Source organism: Candidatus Pelagibacter sp. Uisw_121 (genome assembly GCF_047722545.1).
Classification (GTDB): domain Bacteria; phylum Pseudomonadota; class Alphaproteobacteria; order Pelagibacterales; family Pelagibacteraceae; genus Pelagibacter.
Genome location: NZ_CP159816.1, coordinates 1190474 through 1207697 on the forward strand (window position 1 = coordinate 1190474; position 17224 = coordinate 1207697).

A 17224-nucleotide genomic window follows, 5' to 3' on the forward strand; every position below is an offset into this window, starting at 1 on the left:
CTATTTTATAGCCTCTACTATTTTTTGTGCAGCATCATCTAAATTTTCTGCTGAAATTAATTTTAAACCCGAGTTGTCTAAAATTTCTTTTCCTTCTTTAAAGTTTGTTCCTGCAAGTCTAACTACTAGTGGAACACTTATATTTATCTCTTTAGCAGCATCAACAACACCTTGAGCAAGAACATCACATCTCATTATTCCACCAAAAATGTTTATTAATATGCCTTTAACGTTTTTATCTGAAAGAATTATTTTTAATGCAGCAGAAACCTTTTCTTTTGAAGCTCCACCACCAACATCTAAAAAATTTGCTGGCTCTTCTCCATATAATTTAATTATGTCCATTGTTGCCATTGCTAAGCCTGCTCCATTAACCATGCAACCAATACTTCCATCTAACTTTATATAAGCAAGATCATGTTTGCTTGCTTCTATTTCAGCTGGATCTTCTTCATTTAAATCTCTTAACTCTATAATTTCAGGATGTCTAAATAGCGCGTTAGAATCAAAATTAACTTTTGCGTCTAAGCAGATTATATTTTTTTCTTTAGTTAATATTAGTGGGTTAACCTCAACCATATTAGCATCCGTGCCTAGAAACATATTATATACTGATTTAATTAGCGCTATTGCTTGCTTTTTAGCATCTTCAGTTAAGCTATAAATTTTAATTATCTTCTCACAATCAGCATCTGAGATTTCATTAACAATATCTACTTTTGTTGTTATAATTTTTTCAGGCGTTTTATCCGCAACCTCTTCAATATCCATTCCACCTTGATCACTGGAAATAAATACAATTTTTGAACTTACTCTATCGATTAAGCACGATAGATAAAATTCTTTATCTATATTGGAAGATACTTCCACATATAATCTTTTTACCTCTCTACCTTCAGGGCCAGTTTGATGTGTTACAAGTGTTTTTCCCAATAATTCTTTTGCAGCAACACTTAACTCTTCAATGGTATCTAAAATTTTTACACCTCCTGCCTTGCCTCTTCCACCAGCATGGATTTGTGCTTTCAATACAAACTTTTCTGTTTTTAATGATTTTGATTTTTCAATCAACTCACCAACTGTGAATGCAAAAACACCTTCGGGCACAACTGCCCCATATTTCTTTAGGATTTTTTTTGCTTGGTGTTCATGAATATTCATGATTTATTTAGATAGATCTGGATCTATTTTTGATGCAGCTTCCCATAATGCTTTAACAGCATCTATTGAGTGCATAAATTCTTTTTTTTCTTTTTCATCCAAGTTTATTTGTTCTATTTTTTCAACACCATCTTTTCCAATTATTACTGGTACACCAGCATAAACATTGCTAACTCCATATTCTCCATTTAAATGAACTGCACATGGAAGTAATTTTTTTTCATCTTTTAAATATGCTTCTGCCATTTGCACTCCTGAAGCTGCTGGCGCATAAAATGCAGAACCTTTTTCTAAATATTTAACAATCTCAGCTCCACCATCTCTAGTTCTTTGGTTAATTTCTTCTACTCTTTCTGGAGATATTTTTCCTTCTTTAACTAAGTCTAGTAATGGTTTACCTGAAACTTTTGTGAATCTTGGTAGAGGAACCATTGTGTCTCCATGACCTCCCATAACCATTGCTTCAATTTCTTTTACAGGAACATTTAACTCTAGAGATAAAAATAATTTAAGTCTTGAGCTGTCCAAAATTCCTGCCATTCCAACTACTTTATTTGCTGGTAACCCTGAAAATTTTTGAAAGGCCATCACCATAACGTCTAAAGGGTTTGTAATACATATTACAAATGCATTGGGTGCATTTTTTTTAATACCTTCTGCAACTTGTTTAATAATTTTTAGATTAATACCTAATAAATCATCTCTGCTCATTCCTGGTTTTCTTGGTACACCAGCAGTTATTATTATTACGTCTGAATCTTTTATATCTTCATAGTTATCTGTGCCTGAGAACTTTACATTAAATCCATCTACAGATGATGATTGAGCAATATCTAGGGCTTTTCCTTTAGCAAAACCAGCTGCAACATCAAAAAGAACTACTTCGTTTGCTACCTCTTTAGTACCAATTAAATGTGCTAAAGTACCACCAATTTGACCCGCGCCTATTAAAGAAATTTTCTTTTTCATATATAGCAGTATCTTTTATTGATAATTAATGAATATTCAACTGAATTTTAAATTATTATCTATTTATCTTCAGTGAGTTTAGAGCAGATAGCCATGTCATCAGAGATATATGACCCTTTAAAATGTGATTTATTTTTTTCCCAATTTTTTTTACCATCAGTTATATAATTATTGAATAACTCTTTTCTATTTTCTTCAGCTTTTTTTTGAGCTTCTTCTAATTTTTTTTTCTTCATCGATGACCATTAACTCTATCGACTTAAATAAAAGACTATTTGATATCTCAATAAAACTTTTAGAGCTTAGAGCATCTGTTTTTAAAATAATGCCAGATGCATAAGCATAAATTGCACTACATCTATTCAATAAGTAAATTTGTGTTGTGGCATTTTCTATATCTTTTTTATCTAAATAATCTTTTAAAGAAGTATTAGAATTTGCACTAGCAAGAGTAAAAGAGCTTACTAAAGATAATATTGTAATTAAAAAAATTGTCTTTTTCATAAATTATATATTAAACTTTTATGGACCGTAGGCTACTTTTGGAAGCCATGTAACGATTTGAGGAAAATTAAAAACAATTGCAACTGCTATTGCTTGTAAAATAACAAATGGAATTATTCCTCTATAAATGTTTTGTATTGTTATTCCTTGAGGGGCTACACCCTTCATATAAAATAAAGCAAAGCCAACTGGTGGGGTTATAAAAGAAGTTTGTAGAACAACTGCAAACATAACTATAAACCATACCATATCAACACCAAGATCAACCATAACTGGGGCTAAGAAAGGTAATAGAATTAATGTAATCTCTATCCAGTCTAAAAAGAAACCTAGTATAAAGGCAATACACAACACAACTATCACAACTCCATTTGGACCATAAGGCAATCCTTTTAAAGCACCTTCTATCAATTCATCTCCGCCCAATCCTCTTAAAACTAAAGCAAACATTGTTGCTCCCACAAATAATGCAAATATATAGGATGTTGTATGGGTAGTTTTTCTAATTACACTTTTTAAATCCTTAAGAGAAAGTCTTCCTCTTATTAAAGCTAAAATAGATGCTCCTAGCGCACCTACTCCTGATGCCTCCGTTGGGGTTGCTATACCCATAAAAATACTTCCTAAGACTGCAATTATTAATAAAGCTGGTGGTATAATCGATTTAAATACTCTTAAAATAATATCTAAAGAAACAGGTTTTGCGTTTTTTGGTGCTGGAGCAACTTTTGGTTTTAAGTATGCGTAGGTAATAATAAAAACTGTATATAGTAACCCAAGCATCAAACCAGGAAATACTGCACCCATAAACAAATCACCTACAGAAATTCTCACTTGATCACCCATAATCACTAGCATGATGCTAGGAGGTATTAATATTCCAAGTGTACCCGTCGCACAAACAACTCCACATGCAAGATCTGGACTGTAATTATTTTTTAACATTAAAGGAACTCCTAAAATTGTAAGTAAAACAACGGATGCTCCTATAATTCCTGTTGATGCTGCTAATAACACTCCAATAAAAACTACTGCTATTGCCAGGCCACCTCTCATACGACCAAATAATTTTGCTAAATCTGTCATGAGGTCTTCTGCTATTCCTGATTTATCCATCATTATTCCCATAAAGATAAACATCGGAAGGGCAACTAGTACCCAGTTTGCCATAACTCCGTATAATCTATAAACTACCATCGAAGAAAATTTCCAATCAACTCCAAAAAAAGTGTCTAAATAAGTATCAGATAACATTGCAATTAAAGTAAATAATACCGCTAGGCCTCCCATTGTCCACGCAACTGGGAATCCAATAAAAATTAGAGTTATGAAGCTCAAAAAGAGCAATATTGACATGTAATATTCAGAAATTAATTCCATCTATTTTATTTTTTCAAACCCTGATCGAATAGTTGCTAGAACCCTAGTTATTCTTGATAAGCCAGCTAATAATAATAAAAAGAAACTAAATACTAGAAAACCTTTTACAAGCCATCTTGCAGGTAATCCATTTGCAGAAGTAGATCTTTCACTTGTTTCCCATGATAGTTCAAAAAATGGAACTGAGTAAATAAGCACTAAAATAATGAATGGTAAAAACAATAGAAGAATTCCAAAAAACTCAAACCAAAGTCTTCTTTTGTAAGCCATACTATCTGTCAAAACATCTACTCTAACATGTAAGTCTACTACGTAAGTAGATGACAGGCCAACTAGCCAACCTACAGCATAAAGGTGCCACTGTAATTCTTCTAACTCGATCATCCCACTCTTAAATACATATCTAAGGATTACATTAAGAATAATTACAGCAACTAAAACAACCCATATCCAATTAAATATTTCGCCTACACTATTTATAAACCCATCTATCTTTCTTGTAATTGGAAGATGTTTTAGCTGAAGTTTTTTATCTAAGCTATTTTGAATTTTTGTGAAATCATTTGCCATAAAAATCTGTTTTAATTAAAAAGAAAAGCAGCCGGTAAACCGACTGCTTTTTAACTTTATTATAAACTTTTAAAGTATTAAATACTAAAAGTTTCTAGGTAAATAACCCCATTTTTGCCAAACATCATACTCTTTCATGAATGCTTGTTGAGAGTTCCAAACTTTTTTAAAGTCAGCATCTTTAGCAGATTGTTCTGCCATAACTTTTGCACTAACTTTTTGAAGTTCTCTCAATACGCTATCAGGCAATCTAGCAGCTGTTACACCTTTAGAAGGGAAGCTTGCAATTTGCTTTCCTTGTAAAAATTCACCAGTTGTTATTGCTCTCATAGCCGCTGCTGTACAAGCCATCTCAAACAATGCTTGGTCAGCTGGACCTATTTTTTTCCATAAGTCTAAATTGACCATGAAGTGAGTAGATGTTGATACTTGGTGCCAACCTGGAAATAGGTTGAACTTAGTAATCTTGTGAAAACCAAGTACTTCATCAATTGCAGGCATTGAATATTCTGTTGCATCTAGAGTTCCTTTTTCTAGAGCAGCAAAAATTTCACCACCAGCCATCAATGTTGCAGATGCTCCTATTTCATTTAAAACCATTCCTCCTAAACCTGAGAAACGAATTTTTAAACCTTTGAGATCATCTAGACTTGTAATTGGATTTCTATACCAACCAGCAGTTTCGGGCCCAATTGTACTACATAACAAAACTTTGATATTTTGCTTATTATAAATATCATTTGCTAATTTTGAACCTTCTCCTTCAAACCACCACGCAGCATATTCCCATGGTTCCATTCCAAACGGTACGGCTGCAAATAAAACAGCTGCTGGAATTCTACCTTGGTCATAGGCCATATAGTTGTAAGCTGCAGGTAAATCACCTTTACTAATTGAAGGCGAAATTTCTAATGGTGGAAGAATTTTTCCAGGCTCATAAACCTTTAATTTAATTCTACCATCTGTAGCTTTGTCTAAAGTGTCTGCTAAACGAGCAATCGGATCTCCAAGTGCTGGCCAACCAGTGTTGAAAGTAGACTGTACTTTCCATCTGATTTTTTCTGCTGCACTAACTTGCTGAAATGAAAAAGTCATCATTAAAGCAAATACAGCAAAAACACCAATAAAAGAATTTATTAGCGATTTTGATTTATTATTTTTCATATTTCCCTCTCTGTTGTTTTTTAAGTTGTTTGTTCTTAAAGAAAAGTATCTCCAACTCATATTAAGATACTCTCCATGCTTGTCCGTAAAGATCAACCATCTCATTTACAGAAGGCACTCTTGGATTGAGGTTTGGAGCTCCTGAATTTTCTGCATCAGTTGCCATATTTTCTAACTCTTCCTCAAAATTTTTTTGATTTATTCCAAAATTTTTCATTGATGGAACTTCAAAATCTTTATTAATTTTATAAAGTCCTTTAATTAATTTATTACAAGCAACATCATCATTGTCCTGTGGTAAAGCAAATTCTCCAGCTCTACTACAATCAGCATAACGACTTTTTGCATGTTCAATTGAAAATTCAGTTATTGTTGGTAACAACATTGCATTGCTTAAACCATGTGGAACTTTAAAATTACTTCCGAGTGGTCTACTCATTCCATGAACCAAACATATAGATGCATTAGAAAATGCAAGACCTCCCAATGTTGCTGCTAACATTAATCCTTCTCTGGCTTTTAAGTCTTTAGGGTTCTTATCGACTGCATAAATATTTTTCATAACAAGTCTTATTGTATCTAGAGCCATTCTATCTGAAAATAATGTAGCTTTTTTACTAACATAAGCTTCTATACCATGTGTTAAAGTATCGATTGCACTATCAATAGTTAACCTTCTAGGTTTTGATAATGTTAAATCATAATCAACTATTGCAACAATTGGAACAAACCCCTCTCCTCTACACGAAATTTTTTCGTTATTATTTGAATCAATAATTACTGCATGATGTGTCACTTCTGATCCTGTTCCAGCTGTAGTTGGTATAGCAATTATTGGTAAACCTTTTTTATCAAACATTGATGGTGGTTTATAGTCTTGAATATTTTTACTAAATTTAGCCATTGCAGCTATTGCTTTTGCCGTATCCATTGGACTTCCTCCACCAAAGCCGATTACCGCATCATTTTTACATTTTTCTAAAAATTTAATACCCTGTAAGACTACAGTGTCAGTTGGGTCAGGAACAGTGTCATCAAATACATCGGACTTTAATCCTGCTTTACTTAGAACCTCCTGCAACATTTTAACATAACCAAATGCTACCATTTGTTTGTCGGTTACAATTAATAATGATTTAATAGATCCTAGAATTTTTATAATCTCAGGTAGTTCGTTTAAACTACCTTTTCCAATTTGCAGATACCTCGGAATACAAACACGTACATTATCTCTTTTAATCAAACGGTCTCTCTCTCTTTCCATCTAATTGGTTAAGTTGCAATCTAAACCTATGTAATTTTAAGAGTCAATAGTTCAAAATCTTTAAATGATAATATTTTTCTCATTTAAGGAATAAGAGATTGCAAAGAAAAAAAGGTTGGTGTAACTTTCGTATATAATATAAAAGGAGTTTCATGAAAAAAATAAGTCATTTTATAGACGGAAAAATATATAGCGATAGTGAATCTAGAACCGGTCCGATTCTTAACCCAGCAATTGGTGAACAGATAGCAGAAGTTGAGTTAGCAAGTAAAGCTACTGTTGAGATGGCTATTGAAAGTTCTGCTAAGGCTTTTATAAAATGGTCAAAAACTACTCCCATAAACAGATCAAGAATTTTATCAAAATATAAAGATTTATTAGTTAAAAATATGGAAGAAATAGCTGTAATGGTTTCTAAAGAACATGGAAAAACCATTCCTGACGCCAAAGGTTCTATTCAAAGAGGAATTGAAGTTGTTGAATATGCTACTGGTATTACCGATTCTTTAAAAGGAGATCATTCGGCAAACGTTGGTACAAACGTTGACTCATATAATTTACGTCAACCACTTGGTGTTTGTGCTGGTATTACTCCATTTAATTTTCCAGCTATGGTTCCCATGTGGATGTACCCAGTTTCTATAGCATGTGGAAATACTTTTATATTAAAGCCTTCCGAAAAAGACCCAAGCTGTCCAATGAGACTTGCAGAACTAGCAATTGAAGCTGGTATGCCGCCTGGCGTTTTAAATGTTGTAAATGGTGATAAAGAATCTGTTGATACTTTGTTAGAAAGTAAAGATGTTAAAGCAATTAGTTTTGTAGGTTCAACTCCTATTGCAGAATATGTTTATCATACAGGAACAAAAAATAACAAAAGAGTACAAGCGCTTGGTGGTGCCAAAAACCATATGGTTGTTATGCCTGATGCAGATGTTGATAAAACAGCTGATGCCCTTATAGGTTCAGCTTTTGGATCTGCGGGTGAAAGATGTATGGCTATTTCAGTTGCGGTATGTGTGGGTGAAAAAACAGCTGAAAAATTAAAAACTAAACTATTAGAAGAAACTTTAAAATTAAATGTTGGACCATACACAGATGAAAAAAGTGATTTTGGACCACTAAATAATAAAGCTCACTATGAAAAAGTCTTAGGGTATATAGATGCGGGTGAAAAAGAAGGAGCAAAATTACTTGCTGATGGAAGAAATATGAAGCTTCAAGGTTATGAAAATGGTTACTTTGTAGGTCCAACTATCTTTGAAAATGTCAAACCAGATATGAAAATTTACAAAGAAGAAATTTTTGGTCCAGTATTAAGTATGATGACAACAGATACATACGAAGATGCTTTAAAATTAGTTAATGGTCATGAATTAGGAAATGGTGCTGCAGTATTTACAAAAAGTGGAATGATAGCAAAACACTTTACTGAAAATGCACAAATTGGAATGATAGGAGTAAACGTTCCTATCCCAGTACCCGTTGCTTACCATAGCTTTGGGGGTTGGAAACGATCATTATTTGGAGATCATGCAATGCATGGTCCTGAAGGAATAAGATTCTATACTAAATTGAAGACTGCAACTGTAACATGGTCTGAAGACAATAGTGGTCCTGAGTTTACAATTCCTGTCTTATCATAATTTTTAGTTAAAAAAAATTCAAGAATTGTGAACGAAAGAAATAATAGAACTTCGCCTAGGCGAATATTAAATATTTTAGAAGAAATCTTAATAGACCCAGATAACTTTACTGCCAAAAAAATATCTCATAAATTAGATATTCCTTTAGCAACTGTTTATCGACACATAGAGACTTTATGTGATGAAAGGTTTTTGATAGCAAGTAGTTCAAAAAAATATATTCCTGGACCAAAAATTAGAAAAATAATCTTAAAAAGTCTTCCCTATGAACCAAATTTTACTCTTAGGAGATCATATTTAAGAAAGCTTACAACGGATATAAAAGAAACAGTTAGTTTGTCTGTACCAATTGGAACTAAGCTTGTATATTTTGACAGAATTGAGTTCCATTGGCCAATGCAACTAAATCTAGAAGCAGGAGACCATCTACCCTTGCACGCTTCTGCATCAGGAAAGCTCTATCTTTCATCTATTAAAAAAGACGATGCATTAGAAATTTTTAGAAATATTAAAACTCCTGCGTCTGCGAAAAATACAATTACAGAAATTTCTCAATTTAAAAAAGAATTGAATAAAATAAAAAAACAAGGTTATTCATTTGATGATGAGGAATGGTTTAATGGAATGGTAGGCCTATCCTTGCCTATAACAAATGCTAATAATGAACTATGTTTTTGTCTTTCCACTCATACAGCAAAAAGTCGAAAAAATATTGATGGTTTAAAAAAGATTCTACCTTTGATGCTGTCTGCTGCAGCAAATTTAAAAAAGGCTTTATTTAAATATTAGCTGTAACTAACATTTTTTTTAATTCAGCTATGGCTTTTGCTGGATTTAATCCTTTTGGACAAGAATTTGTACAATTCATAATAGTATGACATCTATACAGCTTAAGTTCATCAGCTACTTTTTTTAATCTTTCTTTTCTTTCATCATCTCTACTATCTACTATCCACCTATAAGCTTGAAGCAAAACTGCAGGACCTAAAAATTTATCCTCATTCCACCAATAGCTTGGGCAAGAAGTGGAACAACATGCACACATGATACATTCATATGCACCATCTAATTTTTTTCTATCTTTTTGAGATTGAATAATTTCTGTAGTTTCAACTTTTGTATTCGTTTTTAGCCATGGCTCAATTGATTCGTATTGTTTATACAATCCACTTAAGTCCCCAATTAAATCTTTTTTAACTTTTAAATGAGGTAATGGATAAATATTTATATCTCCTTCAATTTCTGAGTGAGGCTTTGTACATGCTAAACCATTTTTACCATCCATATTCATTGCACAAGATCCACAAACACCATGTGCACAAGATCTCCGATAAGCCAATGATGGGTCAATTTCGTTTTTAATCTTATTTAAAATATCTAATACTTTTGAAGGACAGTTATCCATATCTACTTCATAAGTGTCCTCTCTTGGGTTTTCTCCATTTGAGGGATCCCATCTATAAACATTTACTTTTCTGATATTTTTTGATCCAGTTTTATCTTGATAATAGATACCTTTTTGAACTTCTGAATTTTTAGGTAAATTTATTTGAACCACTAGTAAACTCTTTCTTGTGGTGGAAAGTATTGAACTTCATTTGTTAAAGTCGATTTAGTAACTGGTCTATAGCCAATTTTTGAATCTTTTCCATTACACCAAGCTATAGTGTGTTGCATAAATTTTTCATCATCTCTTTTTGGGAAATCTTCTCTTGCATGTGCACCTCTGCTCTCTTGTCTATTATAAGCAGAATCCACTGTTGTAATTGCTTGTCTTATCAAATTATCAAACTCCAATGTTTCCACTAAATCGGTGTTAAAAACAAGTGACTTATCTTTTACAGAAATTGATTCCATTCCATCGTATGCTTTTCTAATATCATCAACACCCTCTTTAAGTGTTTTTTCTGTTCTAAAAACAGCACACTTTGATTGCATAGTTTTCTGCATTGAAAGTCTAAGTTCTGCAGTATTGTTTTCACCATTAGAGTTTCTTAATTTATCAAATCTTTCTAAGCATTTTTCTGTTTCAGTCTCTCCTATATCCTCGTGTGGAGTTCCTGGTTTTACAAGTTCTGCAGCTCTTCTAGCTGCGGCTCTTCCAAATACAACTAGGTCAATTAAAGAATTAGACCCCAATCTATTCGCTCCATGAACAGAAACGCAGGCAGCCTCACCAATTGCCATTAATCCTGGAACTGTTTCAGAATCGTTTCCTGTTAATACTTCAGCTTTATAGTTTGTTGGGATACCTCCCATATTGTAATGAACAGTGGGCACTACTGGTATTGGCTCTTTAGTTACATCAACATTTGCAAATAATCTTGCTGCTTCCGTTATTCCTGGAAGTCTACTTTCAATAATACTTTTGTCTAAATGACTTAAGTGTAAGTGAACATGATCCTGTTCTTTACCCACACCTCTTCCTTCATTAATCTCAATTGACATTGATCTACTTACTACATCTCTAGATGCTAAGTCTTTAGCTTTTGGTGCATAACGCTCCATAAATCTTTCACCTTTTGAATTAACTAAATAGCCACCTTCTCCTCTAACACCTTCAGAAATTAAAGTTCCATGTCCATAAATTCCTGTCGGGTGAAATTGTACAAATTCCATATCTTGTAATGGTAAACCTGCTCTTAAAACCATTGCATTTCCATCTCCAGTACAAGTGTGTGCTGAAGTTGCAGAATAATAAGCTTTTCCATAACCACCTGTTGCAATTATTGTACTATGAGCTCTAAATCTATGAATTGTTCCATCATTTAAATTCCAAGCAATAAGACCTTTACATTCACCATCTTTCATTAATAAATCTAGAGCAAAGTATTCAATAAAAAATTCAGTGTTGTGTTTTAAAGCTTGTCCATAAAGGGTGTGAAGTATTGCGTGTCCAGTTCTATCTGCGGCTGCGCATGTTCTTTGAACAATTCCATTACCATAATTTTTTGTCATTCCACCAAAGGGTCTTTGGTAAATTTTACCATCATCAGTTCTACTAAATGGAACTCCATATTTTTCTAATTCTATAACAGCTGCTGGAGCTTCTTTACAAAGATACTCGATACTATCTTGGTCACCTAACCAGTCAGCACCTTTGACAGTATCATACATATGCCAACGCCAATCATCTTCGCCCATATTCCCTAAAGATGCAGAAATTCCTCCTTGAGCAGCAGAGGTATGACTTCTTGTTGGAAATACTTTTGAAATACAGGCTGTCTTTAAACCAGCTTCACTTAAACCAACAGCAGCTCTTAAACCTGAGCCTCCTGCGCCAAGTACGATAACATCGTATTCATGATCTATAATTTTATATGAACTCATGTATTTAAATTAAATATTATTATAATTGTAATTAAGGGGATTATTATAGCAAATATATTCAAAATTTTGTTTGCGACATTTTTGATTTTTTCATCCTGTATATAGTCTTCAAATACCTCACTAATACTTAAAGCTGAAAAAAAATAGGCAAAAACTAACAACAAAGAAACTAAAATTTTAGATGGCTGATTTGAAAAAAAATTAACAATATCGACATAATCTTTATTGAAAACTGAAACTAAATTTAAAATAAACCATGTCATTAATGGTATCAACACCACAGAGCTTACTCTCATTAATAGCCATTTTTTAGTCACGTTATTCATACTAAATAAATTGCCTTCCAATTAAATAAATTAAAATTGTTAAAAAAAATGAGCCAATGATCACGATTAATCCTGTTATCTTTGTTACTTTTAATTCAAACCCATATCCTAGGTCCATAATTAAATGTCTTATTTCACTTAATATCTGGAAACTAAATGACCATGTTAAACCTAAAATTATGAATTTTCCTAAAATAGAATTTAAAAATACCTTAGTAAACTCATAACTATTTTCACCTAGTAGTAAGGATGCAATCCAAAAACAAATTATTGTTATGGCAGCTATATTTATTATTCCTGTAATTCTATGTGAAATAGATACTAATGAAGATATGTGCCATCTGTAGATCTGAATATGTGGTGATAAAGGATTATTATTTTCCATAAAGATTATTTTTAATTAAAGTTTCTGCAATTTCAACAGCATTCAATGCCGCTCCTCTAAGTAAATTATCAGAAACAATCCATAGGTTTAATGAATTCTTGTTAGTTTTATCTTCTCTTATTCTTGAGATATAAGTTTCGTCTCTACCTTCTGCTTCAATTGGAGTACTATATCCTCCATCTTCTCTTTTATCGTAAACTTTACAGCCCTTTGCTTTACTAAGAGTGTCTCTAACTTTTTCTAAAGAAAATGATTTTTCAAATTGAATATTTACTGACTCCGCATGAGAAACCATAACTGGAATTCTTACACATGTTGCTGTTAATTCTATTTTGTCACCAAGAATTTTTTTAGTTTCGTTGGTCATTTTTAATTCTTCTTTAGTATAGCCATCATCTGCAAAAACATCGATTTGAGGAATGGCATTAAAAGCTATTTGTTTAGTAAAATTTCTAGATTTAATTTCTTTATTTTCTAGAGATGATTTAGTTTGCTCTATTAGTTCATTCATAGGGTCTTTGCCACCACCTGAAACAGACTGATATGTCGAAACAACTATTCGTACAATATTGAACAAGTCATGTAACGGTTTAAGAGCAATTACTAACTGAGCTGTTGAGCAATTAGGGTTAGCAATTATATTTTTTTTCATACTCTTAATTGCTTCTGGATTTACTTGTGGAACAATTAATGGCACATCAGGATCCATTCTAAAAAAACTAGAATTATCTATAACTATTGAATACTTTGCTGCTTTTAAAGCATATTGTTCTGAAATTTTTCCACCTGCTGCAAAGAAAGTAATTTGAATTTTTGAAAAATCAAATGTTTCAAGGTTAAAGATCTCATGTTCTTTGCCACTAAAATTTATTTTTTGACCAGCACTTCTTGGTGAAGCAACTAAAAATAGCTCCTTTATAGGAAGTTTTTTTCTCTCTAGAACTTCGAGAATTTTTCTTCCAACATTACCTGTGGCTCCTACAATTGCTATATTCATGATGTTATTAGGCTTTTATACTAGATGAAGGGTAAATCGCAAACTTTTCCACCAAAAGTGTAATCATTTATTTGAATTTTAACGGTTTGAGATACTTCCCAGTGGGACTTCTGGATCATTGCTATTCCAATTACCATTTGAAAATGAGGTGAGTAACAAGCTGATCTTAATTCACCAATTATATTATTTTTCTCATCATATAAATTTTTTGATCCTGTGAGACTAATTTCTTTTATATCAATTTTAATACCCATTAACTTCTTTTGGGCTCCTTTTGATTTAACTTCTTTTAATTTATCTTTTCCTAAAAAATTTATATCACTATCCAAACTAACATATTGATCAAAACCACATTCAAATGGATTATCATTGTTATCAAAATCATTTCCATAAGATAGTAATGCACTCTCAATTCTCTCTATTAAGTTTGGACACCCAGGTCCTACATTAAATTCTTTTCCAACTTCAAAAAGAAAGTCATATAATTTTTGTCCTGACTCTGTATTTTGAACATAAACTTCATATCCACCTTGCTTAGACCATCCTGACCTTGCTATAAGATGCTTTGTCCCTTCAAAATCGAAATAATCAAATCCAAAGAATTTAAGTTCAGTAATTTTTTTTCCAAAAACTTTTTCCATTAATGCAAATGATTTCGGACCCTGTATTGCCATTATATCCACTACTGGTTCTATAATTTTAACATCAAATTTATGTCCAGACGCTAAACCTTTGGCAAAAAAAATTACATCCGAGTCTGCTATTGATAGCCACCATCTATTTTCATCCAGCTTTAGAACAACTGGATCATTAACTAAATTTCCATTTTCATCTATTATTGGACAATAATAACATCTCCCAATTTTAGATTTTGATAAATCTCTACATGTCATCAATTGCACTAACTCCGCAGAGTCTTTTCCCGCTATTTCTACTTGTCTTTCTGCAGCAACATCCCATACTTGAACATGCTCTTTTAAATGTTTGTAGCTATTTTCTATTGATCCAAATGCAGCAGGTAACAGCATATGATTATAAATTGTGTATGCTGTAACCCCTTGTTTCTCTATTCTTGCAGTATAAGGAGTACTTCTTAATCTTCTAGATTTTGCTATTGAAAAGTTTTTCATTTTTTTAAAAATTCAGAGATCTTTTCTCTCATTTCAAAAGCTTTTTCAAACATAATCATATGTCCACATTCTTTTATTATATGAGTTTTTGAATTAGTAATAAGTTCAGCAAATTTCTTGCCTTTTTCAAGGTTAACCATCTTATCTAGTTCACCAAAAATAAATAATGTGGGGCACTTGATTGATTTTAAAGCCTCAGATCCATTTTTATAATTATTACAAGCTACAAGATCAATGGCTAAAACCTCCCTAATATCTCTTGGAGAATTAATAATTTTTTCTACAGGATTACCTCCAATAAACTTTTTAGAGTTTTCATAGCTCCATTTCATCATTAATTTAACTGCTTTATCATCTCCACTCTCAGCAAGATCTATTAAATCTTGATTAACAGGCATTCTATAGGAACCACCAACAAATATTAAATTTTTAACTCTTTTTGAATATCTTGAATAATATTCTAATGCTTCCAAACACCCTTGGGAATGACCTATTATTGTTAATTCAGAAACATTAAGTTCTTTAAAAACTTTTTCTAACCAATCTGAAATATCTTCTATTGATTTTAAACAATCACCCTCAGAATTTCCATGACCAGGTAAATCAATTGCTAAAACATTATAGTTTTGATTTGATAAATACTGCTCTGTTAAAGACCAAACAATATGTGAGAGACCACTTCCATGAAGTAAAACTATTGTGTGTTTTTTTTTATCAATACCTTGACCTGAATCTGATACATAGACACTTTTATTGTCTACTTGAAAAATCAACTTTGATCCTTGATTTTTTTTCTAAGTTCAAATTTTTGTATTTTTCCTGTTGAAGTTTTTGGTAAATCACAAAAAATAACATTTTTAGGAAGTTTAAATCCTGCCAACGTTTCTTTGCAAAAATCTATTATTTCTTTTTCTGTTGCTGGCTTATCTTTAATTAATTCAACAAAAGCACAAGGTGTTTCTCCCCATTTTTCATCTGGCTTAGCAACTACAGCTGCTAAAGAAACTGAAGGGTGTTTTGCAATTGCATTTTCAATTTCGATTGAAGAAATATTTTCTCCTCCAGAAATAATAATATCTTTAGATCTATCTTGAATTTTTATATATCCATCAGGATGGGTCACAGCTAAATCTCCTGAATGAAACCACCCACCTGCCATTGACTTATCTGTTGCTTCTTTGTCTTTGTAATACCCCTTCATTACAATATTTCCTCTAATCATAATTTCACCCATAGTCTTTCCATCCTTGGGTACTGGCTTCATTGTTTCTGGATCCATTACAATAGCACCTTCTGTATTTGGGTACCTTACACCTTGCCTTGCTTTGATCTCATTCTTTTTATCTTTTTCTAAAGAATTCCAATCTTCATTCCATGCACACTGCAACATATGACCATAAGTTTCCGTTAATCCATAAACGTGCATCACTTCAAAGCCAAGGTTTTCCATTTTTTCAAAGATGATGCTTGGTGGCGGTGCACCTGCAGTCAAAACATTTACTTTTCTTTTTAAAGGTTTTTGATCTTCTTTTGGAGCATTAACAATCATATTTAATACTATTGGGGCTCCCCCAAAATGAGTTACTTCATATTTATCAATTAATTCAAACATCTTTTTTACATCGATGTTTCTTAAACAAATTACTCTTGCATGTAGCATTGCTAGTGTCCAAGGATAGCACCAGCCATTACAATGGAACATTGGCACAACACATAAAAAATTTAGTTTGTTAGGCATATTCCAGGCTGTGGCACTGCCAGTTGACATCAAATATGAGCCTCTGTGATGATAAACTACTCCTTTTGGGCTTCCAGTGGTTCCTGAGGTGTACCCTAATGAAATTGCTTCCCATTCATCTTTTGGTTTTTTCCATTCATAATTTTCATCACCTTTATTTAAAAAACTTTCATATTCAAGCTCTCCTATTTTTTTGAAAGAACTTGTATCTATATCTTGGTCATCAATATCAATAATTGTAATTTTATTTTTAACATTTTTTAAAGCCTTCTCAATTACATCGTGAAATTGTCTATCTACAATTAAAACCTTTGCATCACTATGCTGTAAAATATAACTTACTGTATTAGGGTCTAGTCTTGTGTTGATTGCATTAATTACCGCTCCTACCATTGGTATTGAATAATGTGCTTCAAAAATTTCTGGTGTATTGAAAGCCATTATAGAAACTGTATCTCCAGTTTTTACACCCAATTTATCTAGTGCGCTGGCAAACTTAACACATCTTTTATAAACCTCTCCCCAGGTGTACGATCTACTTTCATAAACTAAAGCTTCATAATTTGGATATATATCTTTAGTTCTTTCTAAAAATGTTAAAGGAGAAAGAGGAATATAATTAGCCTCATTTTTATCTAAATTTGTATTGTAATGACTCAT

18 protein-coding genes are annotated in these 17224 nt (G+C 32.3%); 2 read left to right on the top strand and 16 right to left on the bottom strand.

What is annotated here, in order from left to right; genetic code table 11:
• The 8 genes from sucC to ABXT52_RS06385 form a co-directional block, all read right to left on the bottom strand.
• Entirely contained in the window at nucleotides 1-1161 is a 1161-nt protein-coding gene (sucC, locus tag ABXT52_RS06350) for an ADP-forming succinate--CoA ligase subunit beta (RefSeq protein WP_415271717.1), read from the bottom strand.
• Nucleotides 1162-1164: 3 nt separating this feature from the next.
• Nucleotides 1165-2130, bottom strand: coding sequence for a malate dehydrogenase (gene mdh, locus ABXT52_RS06355; protein WP_415271718.1), 966 nt, complete (start codon nucleotides 2128-2130; stop codon nucleotides 1165-1167).
• A gap of 59 nt (nucleotides 2131-2189) precedes the next feature.
• Nucleotides 2190-2366: a hypothetical protein gene (locus ABXT52_RS06360; protein WP_415271719.1), complete on the bottom strand. Its 177-nt coding sequence runs from the start codon at nucleotides 2364-2366 to the stop codon at nucleotides 2190-2192.
• Nucleotides 2326-2634 (bottom strand): hypothetical protein, encoded by a 309-nt coding sequence (locus ABXT52_RS06365; protein WP_415271720.1) that lies wholly within the window; start codon nucleotides 2632-2634, stop codon nucleotides 2326-2328. Before ABXT52_RS06365 ends, ABXT52_RS06360 begins: the two co-directional genes overlap by 41 nt.
• Nucleotides 2635-2652: 18 nt before the next feature.
• Nucleotides 2653-4014, bottom strand: coding sequence for a TRAP transporter large permease (locus ABXT52_RS06370; protein ID WP_415271721.1), 1362 nt, complete (start codon nucleotides 4012-4014; stop codon nucleotides 2653-2655).
• The gene (locus tag ABXT52_RS06375) at nucleotides 4015-4584 is read right to left on the bottom strand and encodes a TRAP transporter small permease subunit (RefSeq protein ID WP_415271722.1); all 570 of its coding nucleotides are present in this window, start codon (nucleotides 4582-4584) and stop codon (nucleotides 4015-4017) included. It lies immediately after the preceding gene.
• Nucleotides 4585-4668: 84 nt separating this feature from the next.
• Entirely contained in the window at nucleotides 4669-5808 is a 1140-nt protein-coding gene (locus tag ABXT52_RS06380) for a TRAP transporter substrate-binding protein (protein ID WP_415271723.1), read from the bottom strand.
• A gap of 1 nt (nucleotide 5809) precedes the next feature.
• The gene (locus tag ABXT52_RS06385) at nucleotides 5810-7012 is read right to left on the bottom strand and encodes an iron-containing alcohol dehydrogenase (protein WP_415271724.1); all 1203 of its coding nucleotides are present in this window, start codon (nucleotides 7010-7012) and stop codon (nucleotides 5810-5812) included.
• A 152-nt stretch (nucleotides 7013-7164) separates the two neighbouring features.
• Here ABXT52_RS06385 and ABXT52_RS06390 point away from each other — a divergent pair, with 152 nt between their 5' ends.
• Nucleotides 7165-8658 (top strand): CoA-acylating methylmalonate-semialdehyde dehydrogenase, encoded by a 1494-nt coding sequence (locus ABXT52_RS06390; protein WP_415271725.1) that lies wholly within the window; start codon nucleotides 7165-7167, stop codon nucleotides 8656-8658.
• Nucleotides 8659-8685: 27 nt separating this feature from the next.
• Nucleotides 8686-9447, top strand: coding sequence for an IclR family transcriptional regulator (locus ABXT52_RS06395; protein ID WP_415271726.1), 762 nt, complete (start codon nucleotides 8686-8688; stop codon nucleotides 9445-9447).
• Here ABXT52_RS06395 and ABXT52_RS06400 read toward each other — a convergent pair.
• The 8 genes from ABXT52_RS06400 to ABXT52_RS06435 are packed head-to-tail and all read right to left on the bottom strand — an operon-like array spanning nucleotide 9437 to nucleotide 17224.
• Complete coding sequence (locus tag ABXT52_RS06400) at nucleotides 9437-10216, bottom strand: succinate dehydrogenase iron-sulfur subunit (RefSeq protein ID WP_415271727.1); 780 nt, start codon at nucleotides 10214-10216, stop codon at nucleotides 9437-9439. The genes ABXT52_RS06395 and ABXT52_RS06400 overlap by 11 nt on opposite strands.
• Nucleotides 10216-11988 carry a succinate dehydrogenase flavoprotein subunit gene (gene sdhA / locus ABXT52_RS06405; protein WP_415271728.1) on the bottom strand — a complete coding sequence of 591 codons (1773 nt, stop codon included), beginning with the start codon at nucleotides 11986-11988 and terminating at the stop codon, nucleotides 10216-10218. Before sdhA ends, ABXT52_RS06400 begins: the two co-directional genes overlap by 1 nt.
• Nucleotides 11985-12314 carry a succinate dehydrogenase, hydrophobic membrane anchor protein gene (gene sdhD / locus ABXT52_RS06410; RefSeq protein ID WP_415271729.1) on the bottom strand — a complete coding sequence of 110 codons (330 nt, stop codon included), beginning with the start codon at nucleotides 12312-12314 and terminating at the stop codon, nucleotides 11985-11987. The genes sdhA and sdhD overlap by 4 nt, the downstream gene beginning before the upstream one ends.
• Nucleotide 12315: 1 nt before the next feature.
• Nucleotides 12316-12699 carry a succinate dehydrogenase, cytochrome b556 subunit gene (gene sdhC / locus ABXT52_RS06415; RefSeq protein ID WP_415271730.1) on the bottom strand — a complete coding sequence of 128 codons (384 nt, stop codon included), beginning with the start codon at nucleotides 12697-12699 and terminating at the stop codon, nucleotides 12316-12318.
• Nucleotides 12689-13696, bottom strand: coding sequence for an aspartate-semialdehyde dehydrogenase (locus tag ABXT52_RS06420; protein ID WP_415271731.1), 1008 nt, complete (start codon nucleotides 13694-13696; stop codon nucleotides 12689-12691). Before ABXT52_RS06420 ends, sdhC begins: the two co-directional genes overlap by 11 nt.
• Nucleotides 13697-13716: 20 nt before the next feature.
• A complete protein-coding gene (locus ABXT52_RS06425) occupies nucleotides 13717-14826 on the bottom strand; it encodes a dimethylsulfoniopropionate demethylase (RefSeq protein ID WP_415271732.1) in 1110 nt (369 codons plus the stop codon).
• Nucleotides 14823-15599 carry an alpha/beta fold hydrolase gene (locus tag ABXT52_RS06430; RefSeq protein ID WP_415271733.1) on the bottom strand — a complete coding sequence of 259 codons (777 nt, stop codon included), beginning with the start codon at nucleotides 15597-15599 and terminating at the stop codon, nucleotides 14823-14825. Before ABXT52_RS06430 ends, ABXT52_RS06425 begins: the two co-directional genes overlap by 4 nt.
• Nucleotides 15596-17224, bottom strand: a complete 1629-nt coding sequence (locus tag ABXT52_RS06435; RefSeq protein ID WP_415271734.1) for a long-chain-fatty-acid--CoA ligase — start codon at nucleotides 17222-17224, stop codon at nucleotides 15596-15598. The genes ABXT52_RS06430 and ABXT52_RS06435 overlap by 4 nt, the downstream gene beginning before the upstream one ends.